This is a genomic window from Kitasatospora sp. NPDC090308, assembly GCF_044769485.1.
Taxonomy (GTDB): Bacteria; Actinomycetota; Actinomycetes; order Streptomycetales; family Streptomycetaceae; genus Kitasatospora; species Kitasatospora fiedleri.
The window spans coordinates 496,115-510,020 of record NZ_JBIVXY010000004.1 but is presented as its reverse complement, the minus strand read 5'-3'; the positions used below and the strand labels follow the sequence as shown (position 1 = coordinate 510,020).

The following is a 13,906-nucleotide window of genomic DNA, read 5'->3' as shown; positions in this document are numbered from 1 at the left end:
TTCAGGCGCTGACGGCGGTGGCGTCGGCCGTGGCGGCAGCCGTGGGGCCGGTCTCGGTGGACGCGGTGGACGCGGGGTCGGTACCGGCGGTCTCGGCGGGTGCGGCGGCGTAGCGGTTGGCGGGGCGCGGCAGGCCCAGCAGCCCGCGCAGGGTGGACGCCTCGTAGGCGGTGCGGAACAGCCCGCGGCGCTGGAGCTCCGGCACCAGGCCGCGGGTGATCCGCTCCAGGTCGTACGGCAGCGCGCCCGGCCGCAGCCGGAAGCCCGTCAGCCCGGCCGTCGCCAACTCCGCTAGCAGGTCGGCCAGTTCGGCGGGCGTCCCGGCGAAGACCCGGGCGTCGCTGGTGTACTCGGCGCCCGCCGCCGCGTCCAGCCGGGCCAGCCGCTCGGCCGCCGCGCCCGGCTCGTCGTCCAGGAACACCACCAGGTCCGCGAAGACGTGCACGGTCTGTGCGGCCCGCCCGGCCTCCCGCTGGGCGGCCCGCACCTCGGCCACGATCGCCCGGGCCTGCTCCGCGTCGTGCGGCGTCACGAACGCCAGGTCGGTGGAGCGGCCCGCCAGCCGGAACGGCTCGCCGCGGTGGGCCAGGGCCGCCACCGGCGGCTGGCCCTGCGGCGGGCGGGGCGTGATGGACGGGCCGCGCACCGAGAACCGGGGCCCCTCGAAGTCGATGTAGTGCAGCTTCTCCCGGTCGATGAACCGGCCGGTCGCCGCGTCCCGGATCTCCGCGTCGTCCTCCCAGCTGTCCCACAGCCGGCGCAGCACCTCCACGTAGTCCTCGGCCTCGCCGAAGGACTCCGCCAGCGCCGCCAGCGCGGCGGGCGAGTCCAGGTCGTCCAGCCGCAGCTCGCGCGGCTCGCGGCGGCCGAAGTGCCCGACCTCGTCGACCCGCCCCGAGACCCTCACCCGCAGCCCGGCCCGGCCCTCGCTCACGAAGTCCAGGGTGGCCACCGCCTTGGAGAGGTGGAACGGCTCGGTGTGCGTCACGATCGCGGTCGGCACCAGCCCGATGTGCCGGGTCAGCGGCGCGATCCGGGCCGCCACCAGCACCGCGTCCAGCCGGCCCCGGACCCGGTCGGTGCGGGCGTCCGGCTCGAACGGGTGCTCCGACTGCAGGCTCAGCCCGTCCTCGATGGTCAGCAGGTCGAGCAGGCCGCGCTCCGCCTCCGCCGCCAGGTCCGCCCAGTACCGGGCGGTGAACAGCTCCTTCGGCCGGGCGTCCGGCTCCCGCCACGCGGCCGGGTGCCAGCCGGCGCCGTCCAGCGCGACGGCCAGGTGCAGCGGGGCGGGGACGGCGGGAACGGCGGGAACGGCGGAGGACGCCTCGGGGGAGGGGGATGCTGCTGGCGATGCGGGCATGGCGGGACCGGTTCCTGTTCACGGGAGGGGCTGGCGAACGCGTCGGGGCGGGCACCGAGGGCGCGGCCGGGGTGCGGCTGCGGCGGTGGGGAGAGGGGGCCGGGAGGGGCGGGGGAGAGCGGAGGGCGCGGGGCGGTGCGGGCTCAGCCGACCGGGCCGGCCGGACAGAGCGCGGTGCTCACCCGCAGCAGGTCGACCGGCCGGTCGAGGTACACCTCGCGCTCCAGTGCCCGCACCGCCGTCACCTCCCCGTCCGCGTCCCGCGGCACCGCCCGGGTGCCGCCGTCCTCGCACCGTAACTCCGCACCGGGGCCCGGCACAACGCTGTTCATACAGCGGTAACGAACCGCCGACTCCGGCCCGCCGGGCGGCCGTTGACATCCCGTCCGGGCCCGGCCTAGCTTGACCAGGACGAGGGACGACGACGCGACGGAGCGGCGCGGCCGTGACGCGGTGCCGCCGCGACCACGACCGCGACAGCCGGCGCGGCGGGCGACGAGCGACGACTGCGACAACCGACGAGCGACGAGCGACGGCCGAGCGACGAGGCGACCGGGGGGTGCGGGGTGGTGCGGCCAGCGGAGCGCGCGGTGTACCTCGACCGACCGGTCGACCTGCTGCGGGTCAGCAGCGCGCTCTGTCCGGCCGACTGAGACCGCGCCGCCCGTCCACCCGTACCAGGAGCCCGCCCCGCCATGAGCCCGCGCACCGCCCTGCCCGCGCCCACCGCCAGTACCGCCACCGCCAGTACCGCCGCCGACACCGCCGGTGCCGCCACCGGCGCAGCCGCCCACGTCCTCGACAACCCCGCCTGGGCCGCCCTCGCCGGGCCGCACGCCCACCTCGCCGAACGCCGCGGCCGGGCCGCCCGCTACCCCGCGGACGTCTCCCCGTTCACCGCGCTCGCCGACCCGGCCGACCCGCTGGCCTGGCAGGACCTCGCCGCGCTGGCCGGACCGCCCGGCAGCACCACCCCCGTCACCGGCGCCGCCGCCGCGCCCGCGGGCTGGGAGGTGCTGGAGTCCGGCCACGGCGTCCAGCTGGTCGCCACCGCGCTGCGCACCGAACCCGCCCCGGAGGCGGTCGAGTTGGGCCCGGCCGACGTCCCCGAGATGCTCGACCTGATCGCCCGCACCCGCCCCGGCCCGTTCCTGCCCCGCACCATCGCCCTCGGCCGCTACCTCGGCCTGCGCCGGGACGGCCGCCTGATCGCGATGGCCGGCGAACGCCTGCACCCGCCCGGCTGGACCGAGATCAGCGCCGTCTGCACCGACCCCGACCACCGCGGCCGCGGCCACGCCACCCGCCTGGTGCGGGCCGTCGCGCACGGCATCGAGCAGCGCGGCGACACCCCGTTCCTGCACGCCGCCGCCGACAACACCCGGGCGATCGCCCTGTACGAGTCGCTGGGCTTCACGCTGCGCCGCCACACCGCGTTCCTGCGGGTCCGCACCCCCCTGGACGCCGGCCCGGCCGTCCCCGCGGGCACCACCTCGAACCGGGAGAACTGACGCCATGGCCGACCGCCCCACCACCGCCTTCCACTGGTTCCTGCCGACCGGCGGCGACGCCCGCGACCTGGGCGGCGCGGCCCACGGCACCGGCATCGGCGGCGCGTCCGCCGCCGCCCCGGCCGGCCGCCCCGCCACCCTCGGCTACCTCACCCAACTCGCCCAGGCAGTCGACCAGTTGGGCTACGACGCGGTACTCACCCCGACCGGTGCGCACTGCGAGGACGCCTGGATCACCACCGCCGCGCTGATCGCCGCCACCCGCCGGCTCAAGTTCCTGGTCGCCTTCCGCCCCGGCCTGATCGAACCCGCGCTCGCCGCGCAGACCGCCGCCACCTTCCAGCGCCTCTCCGGCGGCCGGCTGCTGCTCAACGTGGTGGCCGGCGGCAGCGACGCCGAACAGCGCGGCTACGGCGACCGGCTCGACCACGACGAACGCTACGCCCGGGCCGGCGAGTTCCTCGACGTGGTCCGGGCCGCCTGGCGCGGCACCCCGTACGACCACGCGGGCCCGCACTACCGGATCGAGGGCGGGCACCTGCGCCAGCCCCCCGAGCCGGTGCCCGAGGTCTACTTCGGCGGTTCCTCCGACCCCGCGCTCGACGTCGCCGCCCGGCACGCCGACACCTACCTGACCTGGGGCGAACCCGTCGAGCAGGTCGCCGAGAAGATCGCCCGGGTCCGCGAGCTGGCCGCCGCGCAGGGCCGCTCCCCGCGCTTCGGCCTGCGGGTGCACGTGCTGAGCCGGGCCACCGCCGCCCGCGCCCGGCAGGACGCGGACGACCTGATCGCCGGGCTCGACGACAGCGCGATCGCCGCCGGACAGCAGCGGCTGCGCGCCCTGGAGTCGGTCGGCCAGCGCCGGATGCTCGACCTGCACGGCGGCAGCCGCGACCGGCTCTGGATCGCCCCCAACCTCTGGGCCGGCATCGGCCTGGTCCGCGGCGGCGCGGGCACCGCCCTGGTCGGCAGCCACCGCGAGGTCGCCGACCGCCTCGCCGAGTACCGCGACGCGGGCGTCGACGAGTTCGTCCTCTCCGGCTACCCGCACCTGGAGGAGTCCTACACCTTCGCCGAGCACGTCCGCCCGCTGCTCTGACGGCCCGCCCGCCGGGACACGGGGCCCGACGGACCGCCGCCCGCCCCCAGGGGCCGAACCTCCCGCCACCCGGGACGTTCGGCCCCTGCCCCTTTCCCGCCCCCGCCCCTACCGTGGAACCTCACCCGTTGGCCGGGCCGGCGGGGCCGTGACACCCCGCCGGCCCCGGGCGGACCGCAGCGCGGGCACCCCCCGGTCTCCGGCCCCCCGGCCTCCGGCCTCCGGCCCCCGGCCCCCGGCCGCGGTCCGAGCCTCCTTTCCCGGCCTCCGCCCCGGCCCCTGCTGCCGGGCCGCCACCGTCCGACGCGCGCGCTCAAGCGGTAGCGCACCCGCTTTCGTTCATTTTCATGACTCGGTCGTTTTTTTGCGTGAAGCTCGATACGCTTCGGCCATGACGAAGAAGCTGGACGAGGTGGCCCGGTTCGCCGGTGTGAGCGCGGTGACGGTGAGCCGGGTGCTGCGCAACCGGCCGGGGGTGGCGCGGGAGACCAGGGAGGCGGTGCTGACGGCGCTGGACGTGATGGGGGTCGAGCGGCCCTCGGCGTTCCGCTCGGACCGGGCGCCGCTGGTCGGGTTGGTGGTGCCCGACCTGCAGAACCCGGTGTTCCCCGGGTTCTGCGAGGTGCTGGCGGGGGCGTTGAGCAAGCAGGGGCTGATGCCGGTGCTGTGCACCCGGACGGCCGACGGGGTCTCGGAGGCGAACTACATCGAGATGCTGCTGCGGCAGAACGTGGCGGGCATCGTCTTCGTGGGGGCCAGCTACGCGGACGCCGGGCCCGAGCAGGGGCGGGCGCTGCGCGAGCGCGAGGTGCCGGTGGTGCTGATCAACGCGGCGGACGGGCACCGCGGTTCGGCGCTGATCTCGGTGGACGACGCGGCGGCCGTGGAGCAGGCCGTGGCGCACCTGGAGGCGCTCGGGCACGAGCGGATCGGACTGCTGCTCGGCCCGGCCGGACACGTGCCGTCCGTGCGCAAACTGGACGCGTTCGCCCGGCACCTGCGCCGCCGCGGGCGGGAGGGGGAGCTGAGCCGGCTGGTGGCCCACGCGATGTTCTCGATGGACGGCGGGGCCGCCGCCGCGCCCCGGCTGGTGGAGGCCGGGGCGAGCGCGGTGGTGTGCGCGAGCGACGCGCTGGCGCTGGGGGCGATCCGGCGGCTGCGGAGGGAGGGGCTGGTCGTGCCGCGGGACGTCTCGGTGGTCGGCTTCGACGACTCCCCGTACATGATCGCCACCGACCCGCCGCTCACCACGGTGCGCCAGCCCGTCGCCGCGATGGCCGCCGCGGCGGCGAAGGCGCTGGTGGAGCAGATCGAGGGCCGTCGGCTGCCCGCCGAGGAGGTGCTGTTCGAGCCCGAGCTGATCGTGCGCGGGTCGACCTGCACGGCACCCGCGACCGTGGCCGCCCGCGGCTAGCGGGGATCGCGAAACCGGTTCGTAACGCAAGCATGTTGCGTCATCCCGTTGACTTCTTGCGTTCACAATGTCAGTGTTCGGGTCACCGACGAGCGCCCGGTGCCACCGATCCGGGCCTCTTCATCCATCACACCGTTTGCGCTGCGAGCCGGGCTCGGCGCAAGCGGTTGCAGGATCCACGGAAGGTCCGAATCAGCATGGGCAGCAACAGAATCCGCCGGGTCTCCGCCGTGGCACTGGCCGCGGCCACCGCCTTCGCCGCCACCGCGTGCGGCAGCGGCGGCAGCGGCAGTGGCAGCGGCGACGCCGGGGGAGTGGTCACCATCTCCGTCAACGGCCTCCCCCCGGCCACCCAGACCGTGGACCGCAAGAACTTCGAGGACGACGTCAAGGCGTTCGAGGCCAGCCACCCGAACATCAGGATCGACGCCCACGAGGGCATGATGGACCCGAAGACCTTCGCCGCGAAGCTCGCCGGCGGTCAGCTGGAGGACGTCTACTACGTCTACTTCACCGACCCGGCCGGCCTGATCCAGCGCCACCAGGCCGCGGACATCACCCCCTACCTGAAGGACGTCCCCGCCCTCGCCGACGTCAAGCCCGCGTTGCAGGACGTCTTCAAGGGCCGGGACGGCAAGGTCTACGGCCTGCCCACCGGCAACTACTCGATGGGCCTGGTCTACAACCGCGAGCTGTTCACCAGGGCCGGGCTCGACCCGGACAAGCCGCCGACCACCTGGGACGAGGTCCGCACCGCCGCGCAGAAGATCACCGCGCTCGGCGACGGCGTCACCGGCTACGCCGACTTCTCCAAGAACAACCAGGGCGGCTGGCACCTGACCTCGTGGATCTACTCGCTGGGCGGCGACGTCGCCACCCAGGACGACTCGGGCAAGTGGAAGGCCGCGGTCGACTCCGACGCGTCCCGCAAGGCCCTCCAGTACCTGCACGACATGCGGTGGACCGACAACACCATGGGCAGCCGCCAACTGCTGGAGATCCCCGACGTCCAGAAGATGATGGGCGCGGGCAAGCTCGGCATGTACCTCGCCGGCCCCGACAACATCCCCACCATCGTCAAGCAGTTCGAGCGCAAGTACGACGAGTACGGCCTGGCCGCGATGCCCGGCACCGCGACGCTCGGCGGCGGCGACGGCTTCATGTTCAACCCCAAGGACACCCCGGCCAAGATCAAGGCCGGCCTCGCCTGGGTCCAGTGGAAGTACCTGAACCCGGACCGCGAGGAGGAGACCACCAAGAAGTCGGCCGGCTCCGACATCCCGATCGGCCTGCCCCAGCCCGACCTGTTCGACGGCAAGAGCGGCGAGACCACCAGGGCGGTGCACGCCGAGTACGCCAACGTCCCGCAGCGCAACTACCAGCCGTTCACCGACCGCGCCGCCGAGGTGAAGGTCAAGGTCGAGCCGCCGAACGCGCAGCAGATCTACACCGTGCTGGACGGCGTGATGCAGGCCGTGCTGACCAAGCAGGACGCCGACCTCGACGGCCTGCTGAAGGACGCGCAGAAGAAGGTCGACACCATCCTCGCCACCGCGCAGTGAGCCCGGGGCGCGGCCGACCACCTCCCGCCGCCGCCGGCCGCGCCCCGTCCGACCGCCCGCCCCGCCCGCCCCCGCCGGTCCGCCCGCTCCCGCCCGGGCCACAAGCCGGCGGCCCGTCCTCCCGCTCCCGTCCGAGCCGAAAGCCACCCGCCCATGAAGGTCGACACCGTCGGCGCGCCGCGCCCCACCGAGCAGCGGCCCGCCACCGACCCCGCACCGCCCCCGTCCTCCTCCCCGCGCCGGGCGGGACTGCGGCGCCGCCTCGCCGACAACCTCGTCGGGTACCTGTTCCTCGCCGCCGGCATCCTCGCCTTCGCGCTGTTCTCCTGGTACCCGATCGTCCGCGGCTTCCTGCTGAGCTTCCAGCAGGTCAACTTCACCGAACCCGCCACCTGGGTCGGCCTGGACAACTTCCAGCGCCTGTTCGACGACCCGCTGTTCCTCACCGCCTGGCGCAACACCCTCTGGTTCACCGCGCTGGCCCTGGTGTTCGGCTTCGCCGCCCCGTTCGTCACCGCCGTCGTCCTCAACGAGCTGCGCCACGGCCGCGCCTACCTGCGGATGACCGTCTACCTGCCGGTGATGCTCCCGCCGATCGTCACCGTGCTGCTGTGGCGCTGGTTCTACGACCCGGGCCCGGGCCTGTTCAACCACGCGCTGGCGGTCCTGCACCTGCCCCCGCAGCAGTGGCTGGAGTCGGAGAACCTGTCGATGCTCTCGCTGGTCCTGGTCTCCACCTGGGCCAACATGGGCACCACCACGCTGATCTACCTCGCCGCCCTCCAGGGCGTGCCCGGCGAACTGTACGAGGCCGCCCAGCTCGACGGCGCCTCGATCCGGCAGCGGCTGTGGCACGTGACGGTCCCGCAGATGCGCTTCATCCTGCTGATCACCCTGCTGCTCCAGGTCATCGGCACCATGCAGGTGTTCATCGAACCCTTCGTGCTGACCGGCGGCGGACCGAACGACGCCACCGTCACCGTCCTGCTGCTGCTGTACCGCTACGCCTTCGTCTACAACGACTTCGGCCTGGCCAGCGCGATGAGCACGGTCCTGTTCGTCGTCCTCGGCGCCTTCGCCGGGCTCTACCTGCGCCTGACCCGCTCCAAGGGCTGAGAGGAACCCGCCATGGCCACCGCCGAATCCGCCGCCCGCACCCTGATCGCCCCCGCCGAACTCGACCGGCCGCTCGGCCGGCTGCTCTACCGCGCCGTGCTGGGCACCGTCCTGGTCACCTTCACCGCGGCGTTCGTCTTCCCGCTGTACTGGATGGTCTCCGGCGCGCTGAAGTCCTCCGCCGAACTCGCCGACCCCAGCCCGACCCTGATCCCGCACAGCTTCCACCCCGAGAGCTACGGCCAGGCGTGGAGCAGCACCGGACTGGGCCGCTACTTCCTCAACACCCTGCTGCTGGCCGCCGGGGCGCTGCTGTGCCAGCTGCTGGTGGACGTCTGCGCGGCGTACGCGCTGTCCAAGCTGCGACCGGTGCTCGGCAACGTCGTCCTCGCGATGATGCTGGCCACCCTGATGCTGCCGGTGTCCGCGCTGCTGGTGCCCACCTACCTGACGGTGGTGGACATCCCGCTGATCCACGTCAACCTGATCAACACGCCGTTCGCGATCTGGCTGCCCGCCTGCGCCAACGCCTTCAACATCTTCGTGCTGAAGCGGTTCTTCGACCAGATCCCCGAGGAGCTGATCGACGCCGCCCGGATCGACGGCGCGGGGCCGGTCCGCATCCTGCTGCACGTGGTGCTGCCGCTGGCCCGGCCGGTGCTCGCCGTGGTGTCCATCTTCGCGGTGGTCGGGGTGTGGAAGGACTTCCTGTGGCCGATGCTGACGCTGCCCGACCCCAAGGGCCAGCCGATCACCGTCGCCCTCAACACGCTCGCCAACGACATGCCCGCCAACCAACTGCTGGCCGGCATGGCGATGGCCGCCGTCCCGCTGCTGGTGATCTTCCTGCTGTTCCAGCGCCACATCATGGCGGGCCTGACCGCGGGCAGCCTCAAGGGCTGACACCCGCCCGCCGGGAGGTCGGCTGACGCCACGTCGGCCGCCCCTCCCGCTCCGCGCGGGCCGCCGTCCCCGGTGCCGACCTCCCGGGGACGACGGCCGCCCCACCGACCCGGCACCGGCCGCGGCGGTCGGCCGTCCGACTCGCCCGGTGCCGCCGCACCACCGCACCGCCGCAACGCCCCCACCCCACCCCCACCCACCGGGAGCCGCCGTGCCCCGGTCAGCTTCGGGAGCCCACGTGTACCCTGCACCCGGCACGTCCCGCGCCACCGCGACCGCCCGCGCCACCGCGACCGTCCGCAGCCGCACCACCCATGGCCGCACCACCCGCGGCACCGCCCTCGCCGCGGCCGCCACGCTGGTCGCCGGCCTCGCCCTGTGGACCACGTTCACCACCGGCGCCCGGGCCGCCTCCGTCGTCCTGGAGGCCGAGTCCGCCGCGCTCTCCGGCGGCGCGGTGGTCGCCGCCGACCACTCCGGCTACACCGGCGGCGGCTTCGTCGGCGGCTTCACCGACGGCAACAAGGGCGCGGCGAAGACCTCCTTCACCGTGCAGGCCCCGAGCGCGGGCGCCGCCACCGTCACCCTCCGCTACGCCAACGGCACCGGCTCCGCGCAGACCCTGAGCCTGCTGGTCAACGGCACCAAGGTCCGGCAGGTCACGCTGCCCGCCACCGCCAACTGGGACACCTGGGCGGGCAGCGAGCAGACCGTCACCCTGAACGCCGGCGCGAACACCGTCGCCCTCGCCTTCACCGCCGCCGACAGCGGCAACGTCAACCTCGACAACCTGACCGCCACCACCGGCACCACCACCCAGGGCGGCACCCTGGAGGCCGAGTCCGCCGCGCTCTCCGGCGGCGCGGCGGTCGCCGCCGACCACTCCGGCTACACCGGCAGCGGCTTCGTCGGCGGCTTCACCGACGGCAACAAGGGCAACGCCACCGCCGCCTTCACCGTCCCCTCCGGCCAGGCCGGCGCCGGCAGCGTCACGATCCGGTACGCCAACGGCACCGGCTCCGCCAAGACGCTCACCCTGCTGGTCAACGGCGCCTCCGCCGGGCAGGTCACGCTGCCCGCCACCGCGAACTGGGACAGCTGGGCCACCGTCCGACAGGCCGTCACCCTCGCCGCCGGGACCAACACCGTCGCGCTGAAGTTCACCACCGCCGACAGCGGCAACGTCAACCTCGACAGCCTCACCCCCACCACCCCCACCGGCACCGGCAGCCCCAGCCCCTCGCCGTCCGACCCGGGCACCCCGGCCCCCACCGGCGCGGGCGCCACCCTCCCCTTCACCGGCTACGAGGCCGAGGCCGGCACCACCAACGGCACCGTCCTCACCCCCGACCGCACCTACCTCAGTACCGCCGCCGAAGCCTCCGGCCGCAGCGCCGTCAAGCTCACCCAGACCGGCCAGTACGTCGAGATCAAGCTCACCGCCCCCGCCAACGCCGTCAACCTGCGCTACTCCCTCCCCGACAGCGCCGACGGCAAGGGCCTCGACGCCACCCTCAGCGTCTACGCGGACGGCCAGGCCCTGCCCGACCTGTCGCTCACCTCCCGCTACGCCTGGGTCTACGGCGCCTACCCCTACACCAACAACCCCGGCGAGGGGCAGGCCCACCGCTTCTTCGACGAGACCCGCGCCACCCTCGGCCGCACCCTGCCGGCCGGCACCGTGCTGCGCTTCCAGAAGGACGCCGGGGACACCGCCGCCTCCTACACCCTCGACCTGGTCGAGGCCGAACAGACCGGCACCGCCGAGACCCTGCCCAGCGGCTACCTGTCGGCCGCGAGCCTCGGCGTCACCCCGGGCGGCCCGGACGTCACCGCCGCCCTCAACAGCGCCCTGAACACGGCCAAGAGCCAGGGCAAGGGCCTGTTCCTCCCGGCCGGCACCTACACCGTCTCCGACCACGTCAACCTCTCCGGCGTCACATTGCGCGGCGCGGGCGTCTGGTACACCGTGCTGCGCGGCACCGGCCTCAAGGGCGGCCTGTACGGGCAGGGCGGCACCAGCACCGTCGAGAACCTGACCATCGACGGCCAGAACACCGTCCGCGACGACGCCGGCGGCCAGGCCGGCATCGAGGGCGACTTCGGCACCGGCTCCGTCATCCGGAACGTCTGGATCCGGCACACCAAGGTCGGCCTCTGGATCAACGCGCCCACCAAGGGACTCCAGGCCAGCGACCTGCGGATCCGCGACACCTACGCCGACGGCGTCAACCTGCACGGCGCGGTGAACGGCGCCGTCGTCTCCAACAGCAGCATCCGCGGCACCGGCGACGACGCGCTGGCCATGTGGTCCGATGGCGCGGCCGTCACCGACAGCGCCTTCCGGCACAACACCGTGCAGCTGCCCGCCCTCGCCAACGGCGCCGCCGTCTACGGCGGCAGCGGCAACAGCGTCCAGGACAACCTGATCTCCGACACCGTCACCGCCGGCGCCGGCATCACCGTCTCCACCCGCTTCGGCCAGCCCTTCACCGGCACCACCACCGTCTCCGGCAACGTGCTGCGCCGCACCGGCAGCATGGAGGTCAACTGGAACTCCAAGCTCGGCGCGGTCTGGATCTACGCCGACCAGAGCGACCTCACCCAGCCCGTCGTGCTGAACGGCAACACCGTCGAGGACTCCACCTACAGCGGCCTCCTGCTCTCCTGGCAGAAGCAGATCGCCGACCTGCGCGTCGACGGACTGACCATCACCAGGACCGGCGCCAACGGCATCGAGGGCAACGCCACCGGCCGGGGCACCTTCGCCAACACCAAGGTCTCCCAGACCGCCGAGGCCCCGCTGAACGTGACCGGCGGCTTCACCATCCAGCGCGGCACCGGCAACAGCGGCTGGTAACCCCGCCCGCACCAGCGGCTGGTGGCCCCGCCCGCCCGTCCGCACCACGGCCCCCCGGCGGACCACCCGCCCGGGCCCGCCCGCACCACGGCCCCGGTGACCACCCGTCCAGGCCCGCCCGCACCCGCGGGCGGGCCCCGGGCCCCGGGCCCGTCCACGAACAAGGAGAAGAACCCCGTGAGCAAGTCCACCGAACGCCACACCCGGCCCTGGTGGCGCACCGCCGCCATCTACCAGGTCTACGTGCGCAGCTTCGCCGACGGCAACGGCGACGGCGTCGGCGACCTCGCGGGCGTGCGCAGCCGCCTGCCGTACCTGCGCGACCTCGGCGTGGACGCCCTCTGGTTCAACCCCTGGTACCGCTCCCCGATGGCCGACGGCGGCTACGACGTCGCCGACTACCGCGACATCGACCCGCTGTTCGGCACCCTCGCCGAGGCCCGGGAACTGATCGCCGAAGCCCACGGCCACGGCCTGCGGGTCATCGTCGACCTGGTGCCCAACCACTGCTCCGACCAGCACCCCTGGTTCCGGGAGGCGCTCGCCGCCGACCCCGGCTCCGCCGCCCGGGAACGCTTCTGGTTCACCCCCGGCCGCGGCGCCGACGGCGAACTCCCGCCCAACGACTGGCAGTCGTACTTCGGCGGCCCCGCCTGGACCCGCACCACCGGCCCCGACGGCGCCCCCGGCGACTGGTACCTGCACCTGTTCGCCCCCGAGCAGCCCGACCTCAACTGGGAACACCCCGAGGTCCGCGCCGAGTTCGAGTCCGTCCTGCGGTTCTGGCTGGACCACGGCGTGGACGGCTTCCGCATCGACGTCGCCCACGGCCTGGCCAAGAAGCCCGGCCTGCCCGACGTCGGCCCGCACCCCGACGTCACCGACCTGCCCTACCAGGACGTCGACGCCGTCCACGAGGTCTACCGCTCCTGGCGCAAGATCACCGACAGCTACCCCGACGACCGGGTCTTCGTCGGCGAGGTCTGGCTCCCCACCCCCGAGCAGTTCGCCCGCTACCTGCGCCCGGACGAGCTGCACTCCGCCTTCAACTTCGAGTTCCTGTGCTGCGCCTGGGAGCACGACGCCGTCCGGGACGTCGTCGACGGCACCCTGGCCGCGCACGCCCGGGTCGGCGCCCCGCCCACCTGGGTGCTCTCCAACCACGACACCATCCGGCACGCCACCCGCTACGGCCGCGAGGACACCTCCTTCGACATGGGGAACAAGCGGCTCGGCGCCCCCACCGACCGCGCCCTCGGCCTGCGCCGGGCCCGCGCCGCCGCCCTGCTCACCATGGCGCTGCCCGGCGGCGTCTACGTCTACCAGGGCGACGAACTCGCGCTCGCCGAGGTCGAGGACATCCCCGACGCGCTGCTCCAGGACCCCACCTTCGTCCGCTCCGGCGGCACCGACCGCGGCCGCGACGGCTGCCGCGTCCCGCTGCCCTGGTCCGGCACCCGGGCCCCGTTCGGCTTCTCCCCGGACGGCGCCGCCGACCCCTGGCTCCCGCAGCCCGCCGCCTGGGCCGAGCAGAGCGTCGCCGCCCAGCAGGCCGACCCGCACTCGGTGCTCGCCCTCTACCGCGACGCCCTGCGGCTGCGCCGCGACCGCCTCGCCGCCCTGCCCGAGACGCTCGACTGGCTGCCCGCCGACCCCGGCGTGCTGGCCTTCACCCGCGACGGCTCGTTCGCCTGCCTGGTCAACTTCACCGACCACCCGCTGCCCCTCCCGCCCGGCAGCACCCCCCTGCTGACCAGCGCCCCGCTGGACGCCGGCCGGCTGCCCGCCGACGCCTGCGCCTGGCTGGACCTGTCGCTGCCGGCGACCGGGCCGTGACGGGCGCCGACGGGCACCGACGGGCGCCGACGGGCACCGGCGGGCGAGGCGGGTCCCTGCGGGGTGTGAACTCCCTTCTGTAACTTACGAGTTGTTCATTGACACCGGTGCGGCGGCGTGGCCACCATGGACGCCGCCCACCGCCTGTCGACACCGTCCCGAGCCGCTCGGGGTGTGGGAGCGCTCCCATGGTGTTCGGGCAGGTCACGGGCCATCCGATCGGCTACCCCCACCCCCCACCCCGC

At 74.3% G+C, this 13,906-nt stretch carries 10 protein-coding genes; 8 read left to right on the top strand and 2 right to left on the bottom strand.

The features are described 5' to 3' along the window. Position 1: 1 nt before the first annotated feature. Together ACIQVD_RS12885 and ACIQVD_RS12880 are read right to left on the bottom strand one after the other, a co-directional pair. Positions 2 to 1,360: an LLM class flavin-dependent oxidoreductase gene (locus ACIQVD_RS12885; protein ID WP_402288533.1), complete on the bottom strand. Its 1,359-nt coding sequence runs from the start codon at positions 1,358 to 1,360 to the stop codon at positions 2 to 4. A 143-nt stretch (positions 1,361 to 1,503) separates the two neighbouring features. Continuing rightward, positions 1,504 to 1,692: a hypothetical protein gene (locus ACIQVD_RS12880; protein ID WP_402288531.1), complete on the bottom strand. Its 189-nt coding sequence runs from the start codon at positions 1,690 to 1,692 to the stop codon at positions 1,504 to 1,506. Between the two features lie 363 nt (positions 1,693 to 2,055). Here ACIQVD_RS12880 and ACIQVD_RS12875 point away from each other — a divergent pair, with 363 nt between their 5' ends. The 8 genes from ACIQVD_RS12875 (at position 2,056) to ACIQVD_RS12840 (ending at position 13,661) form a co-directional block, all read left to right on the top strand. After that, positions 2,056 to 2,871: a GNAT family N-acetyltransferase gene (locus ACIQVD_RS12875; protein WP_402288528.1), complete on the top strand. Its 816-nt coding sequence runs from the start codon at positions 2,056 to 2,058 to the stop codon at positions 2,869 to 2,871. Between the two features lie 4 nt (positions 2,872 to 2,875). After that, a complete protein-coding gene (locus ACIQVD_RS12870; protein WP_400684500.1) occupies positions 2,876 to 3,970 on the top strand; it encodes an LLM class flavin-dependent oxidoreductase in 1,095 nt (364 codons plus the stop codon). A gap of 391 nt (positions 3,971 to 4,361) precedes the next feature. Further along, complete coding sequence (locus tag ACIQVD_RS12865; protein WP_111551720.1) at positions 4,362 to 5,384, top strand: LacI family DNA-binding transcriptional regulator; 1,023 nt, start codon at positions 4,362 to 4,364, stop codon at positions 5,382 to 5,384. A 197-nt stretch (positions 5,385 to 5,581) separates the two neighbouring features. After that, entirely contained in the window at positions 5,582 to 6,946 is a 1,365-nt protein-coding gene (locus ACIQVD_RS12860; protein WP_402288525.1) for an ABC transporter substrate-binding protein, read from the top strand. Between the two features lie 153 nt (positions 6,947 to 7,099). Next, positions 7,100 to 8,062 carry a carbohydrate ABC transporter permease gene (locus ACIQVD_RS12855; protein ID WP_111551719.1) on the top strand — a complete coding sequence of 321 codons (963 nt, stop codon included), beginning with the start codon at positions 7,100 to 7,102 and terminating at the stop codon, positions 8,060 to 8,062. Between the two features lie 12 nt (positions 8,063 to 8,074). Then, positions 8,075 to 8,965: a carbohydrate ABC transporter permease gene (locus ACIQVD_RS12850; protein WP_400684508.1), complete on the top strand. Its 891-nt coding sequence runs from the start codon at positions 8,075 to 8,077 to the stop codon at positions 8,963 to 8,965. Positions 8,966 to 9,203: 238 nt separating this feature from the next. Beyond that, positions 9,204 to 11,825, top strand: coding sequence for a carbohydrate-binding protein (locus ACIQVD_RS12845; RefSeq protein ID WP_402288521.1), 2,622 nt, complete (start codon positions 9,204 to 9,206; stop codon positions 11,823 to 11,825). A gap of 177 nt (positions 11,826 to 12,002) precedes the next feature. Beyond that, complete coding sequence (locus ACIQVD_RS12840; protein WP_402288518.1) at positions 12,003 to 13,661, top strand: glycoside hydrolase family 13 protein; 1,659 nt, start codon at positions 12,003 to 12,005, stop codon at positions 13,659 to 13,661. Positions 13,662 to 13,906: the final 245 nt, after the last annotated feature.

Excerpts from the sequence above, each read along its gene's own strand:
- ACIQVD_RS12875 (WP_402288528.1), top strand. The coding sequence starts at position 2,056 with ATGAGCCCGCGCACCGCCCTGCCCGCGCCCACCGCCAGTACCGCCACC.
- ACIQVD_RS12865 (WP_111551720.1), top strand. The coding sequence starts at position 4,362 with ATGACGAAGAAGCTGGACGAGGTGGCCCGGTTCGCCGGTGTGAGCGCG.
- ACIQVD_RS12880 (WP_402288531.1), bottom strand. The coding sequence starts at position 1,692 with ATGAACAGCGTTGTGCCGGGCCCCGGTGCGGAGTTACGGTGCGAGGAC.
- ACIQVD_RS12855 (WP_111551719.1), top strand. The coding sequence starts at position 7,100 with ATGAAGGTCGACACCGTCGGCGCGCCGCGCCCCACCGAGCAGCGGCCC.
- ACIQVD_RS12850 (WP_400684508.1), top strand. The coding sequence starts at position 8,075 with ATGGCCACCGCCGAATCCGCCGCCCGCACCCTGATCGCCCCCGCCGAA.
- ACIQVD_RS12860 (WP_402288525.1), top strand. The coding sequence starts at position 5,582 with ATGGGCAGCAACAGAATCCGCCGGGTCTCCGCCGTGGCACTGGCCGCG.
- ACIQVD_RS12870 (WP_400684500.1), top strand. The coding sequence starts at position 2,876 with ATGGCCGACCGCCCCACCACCGCCTTCCACTGGTTCCTGCCGACCGGC.
- ACIQVD_RS12885 (WP_402288533.1), bottom strand. The coding sequence starts at position 1,360 with ATGCCCGCATCGCCAGCAGCATCCCCCTCCCCCGAGGCGTCCTCCGCC.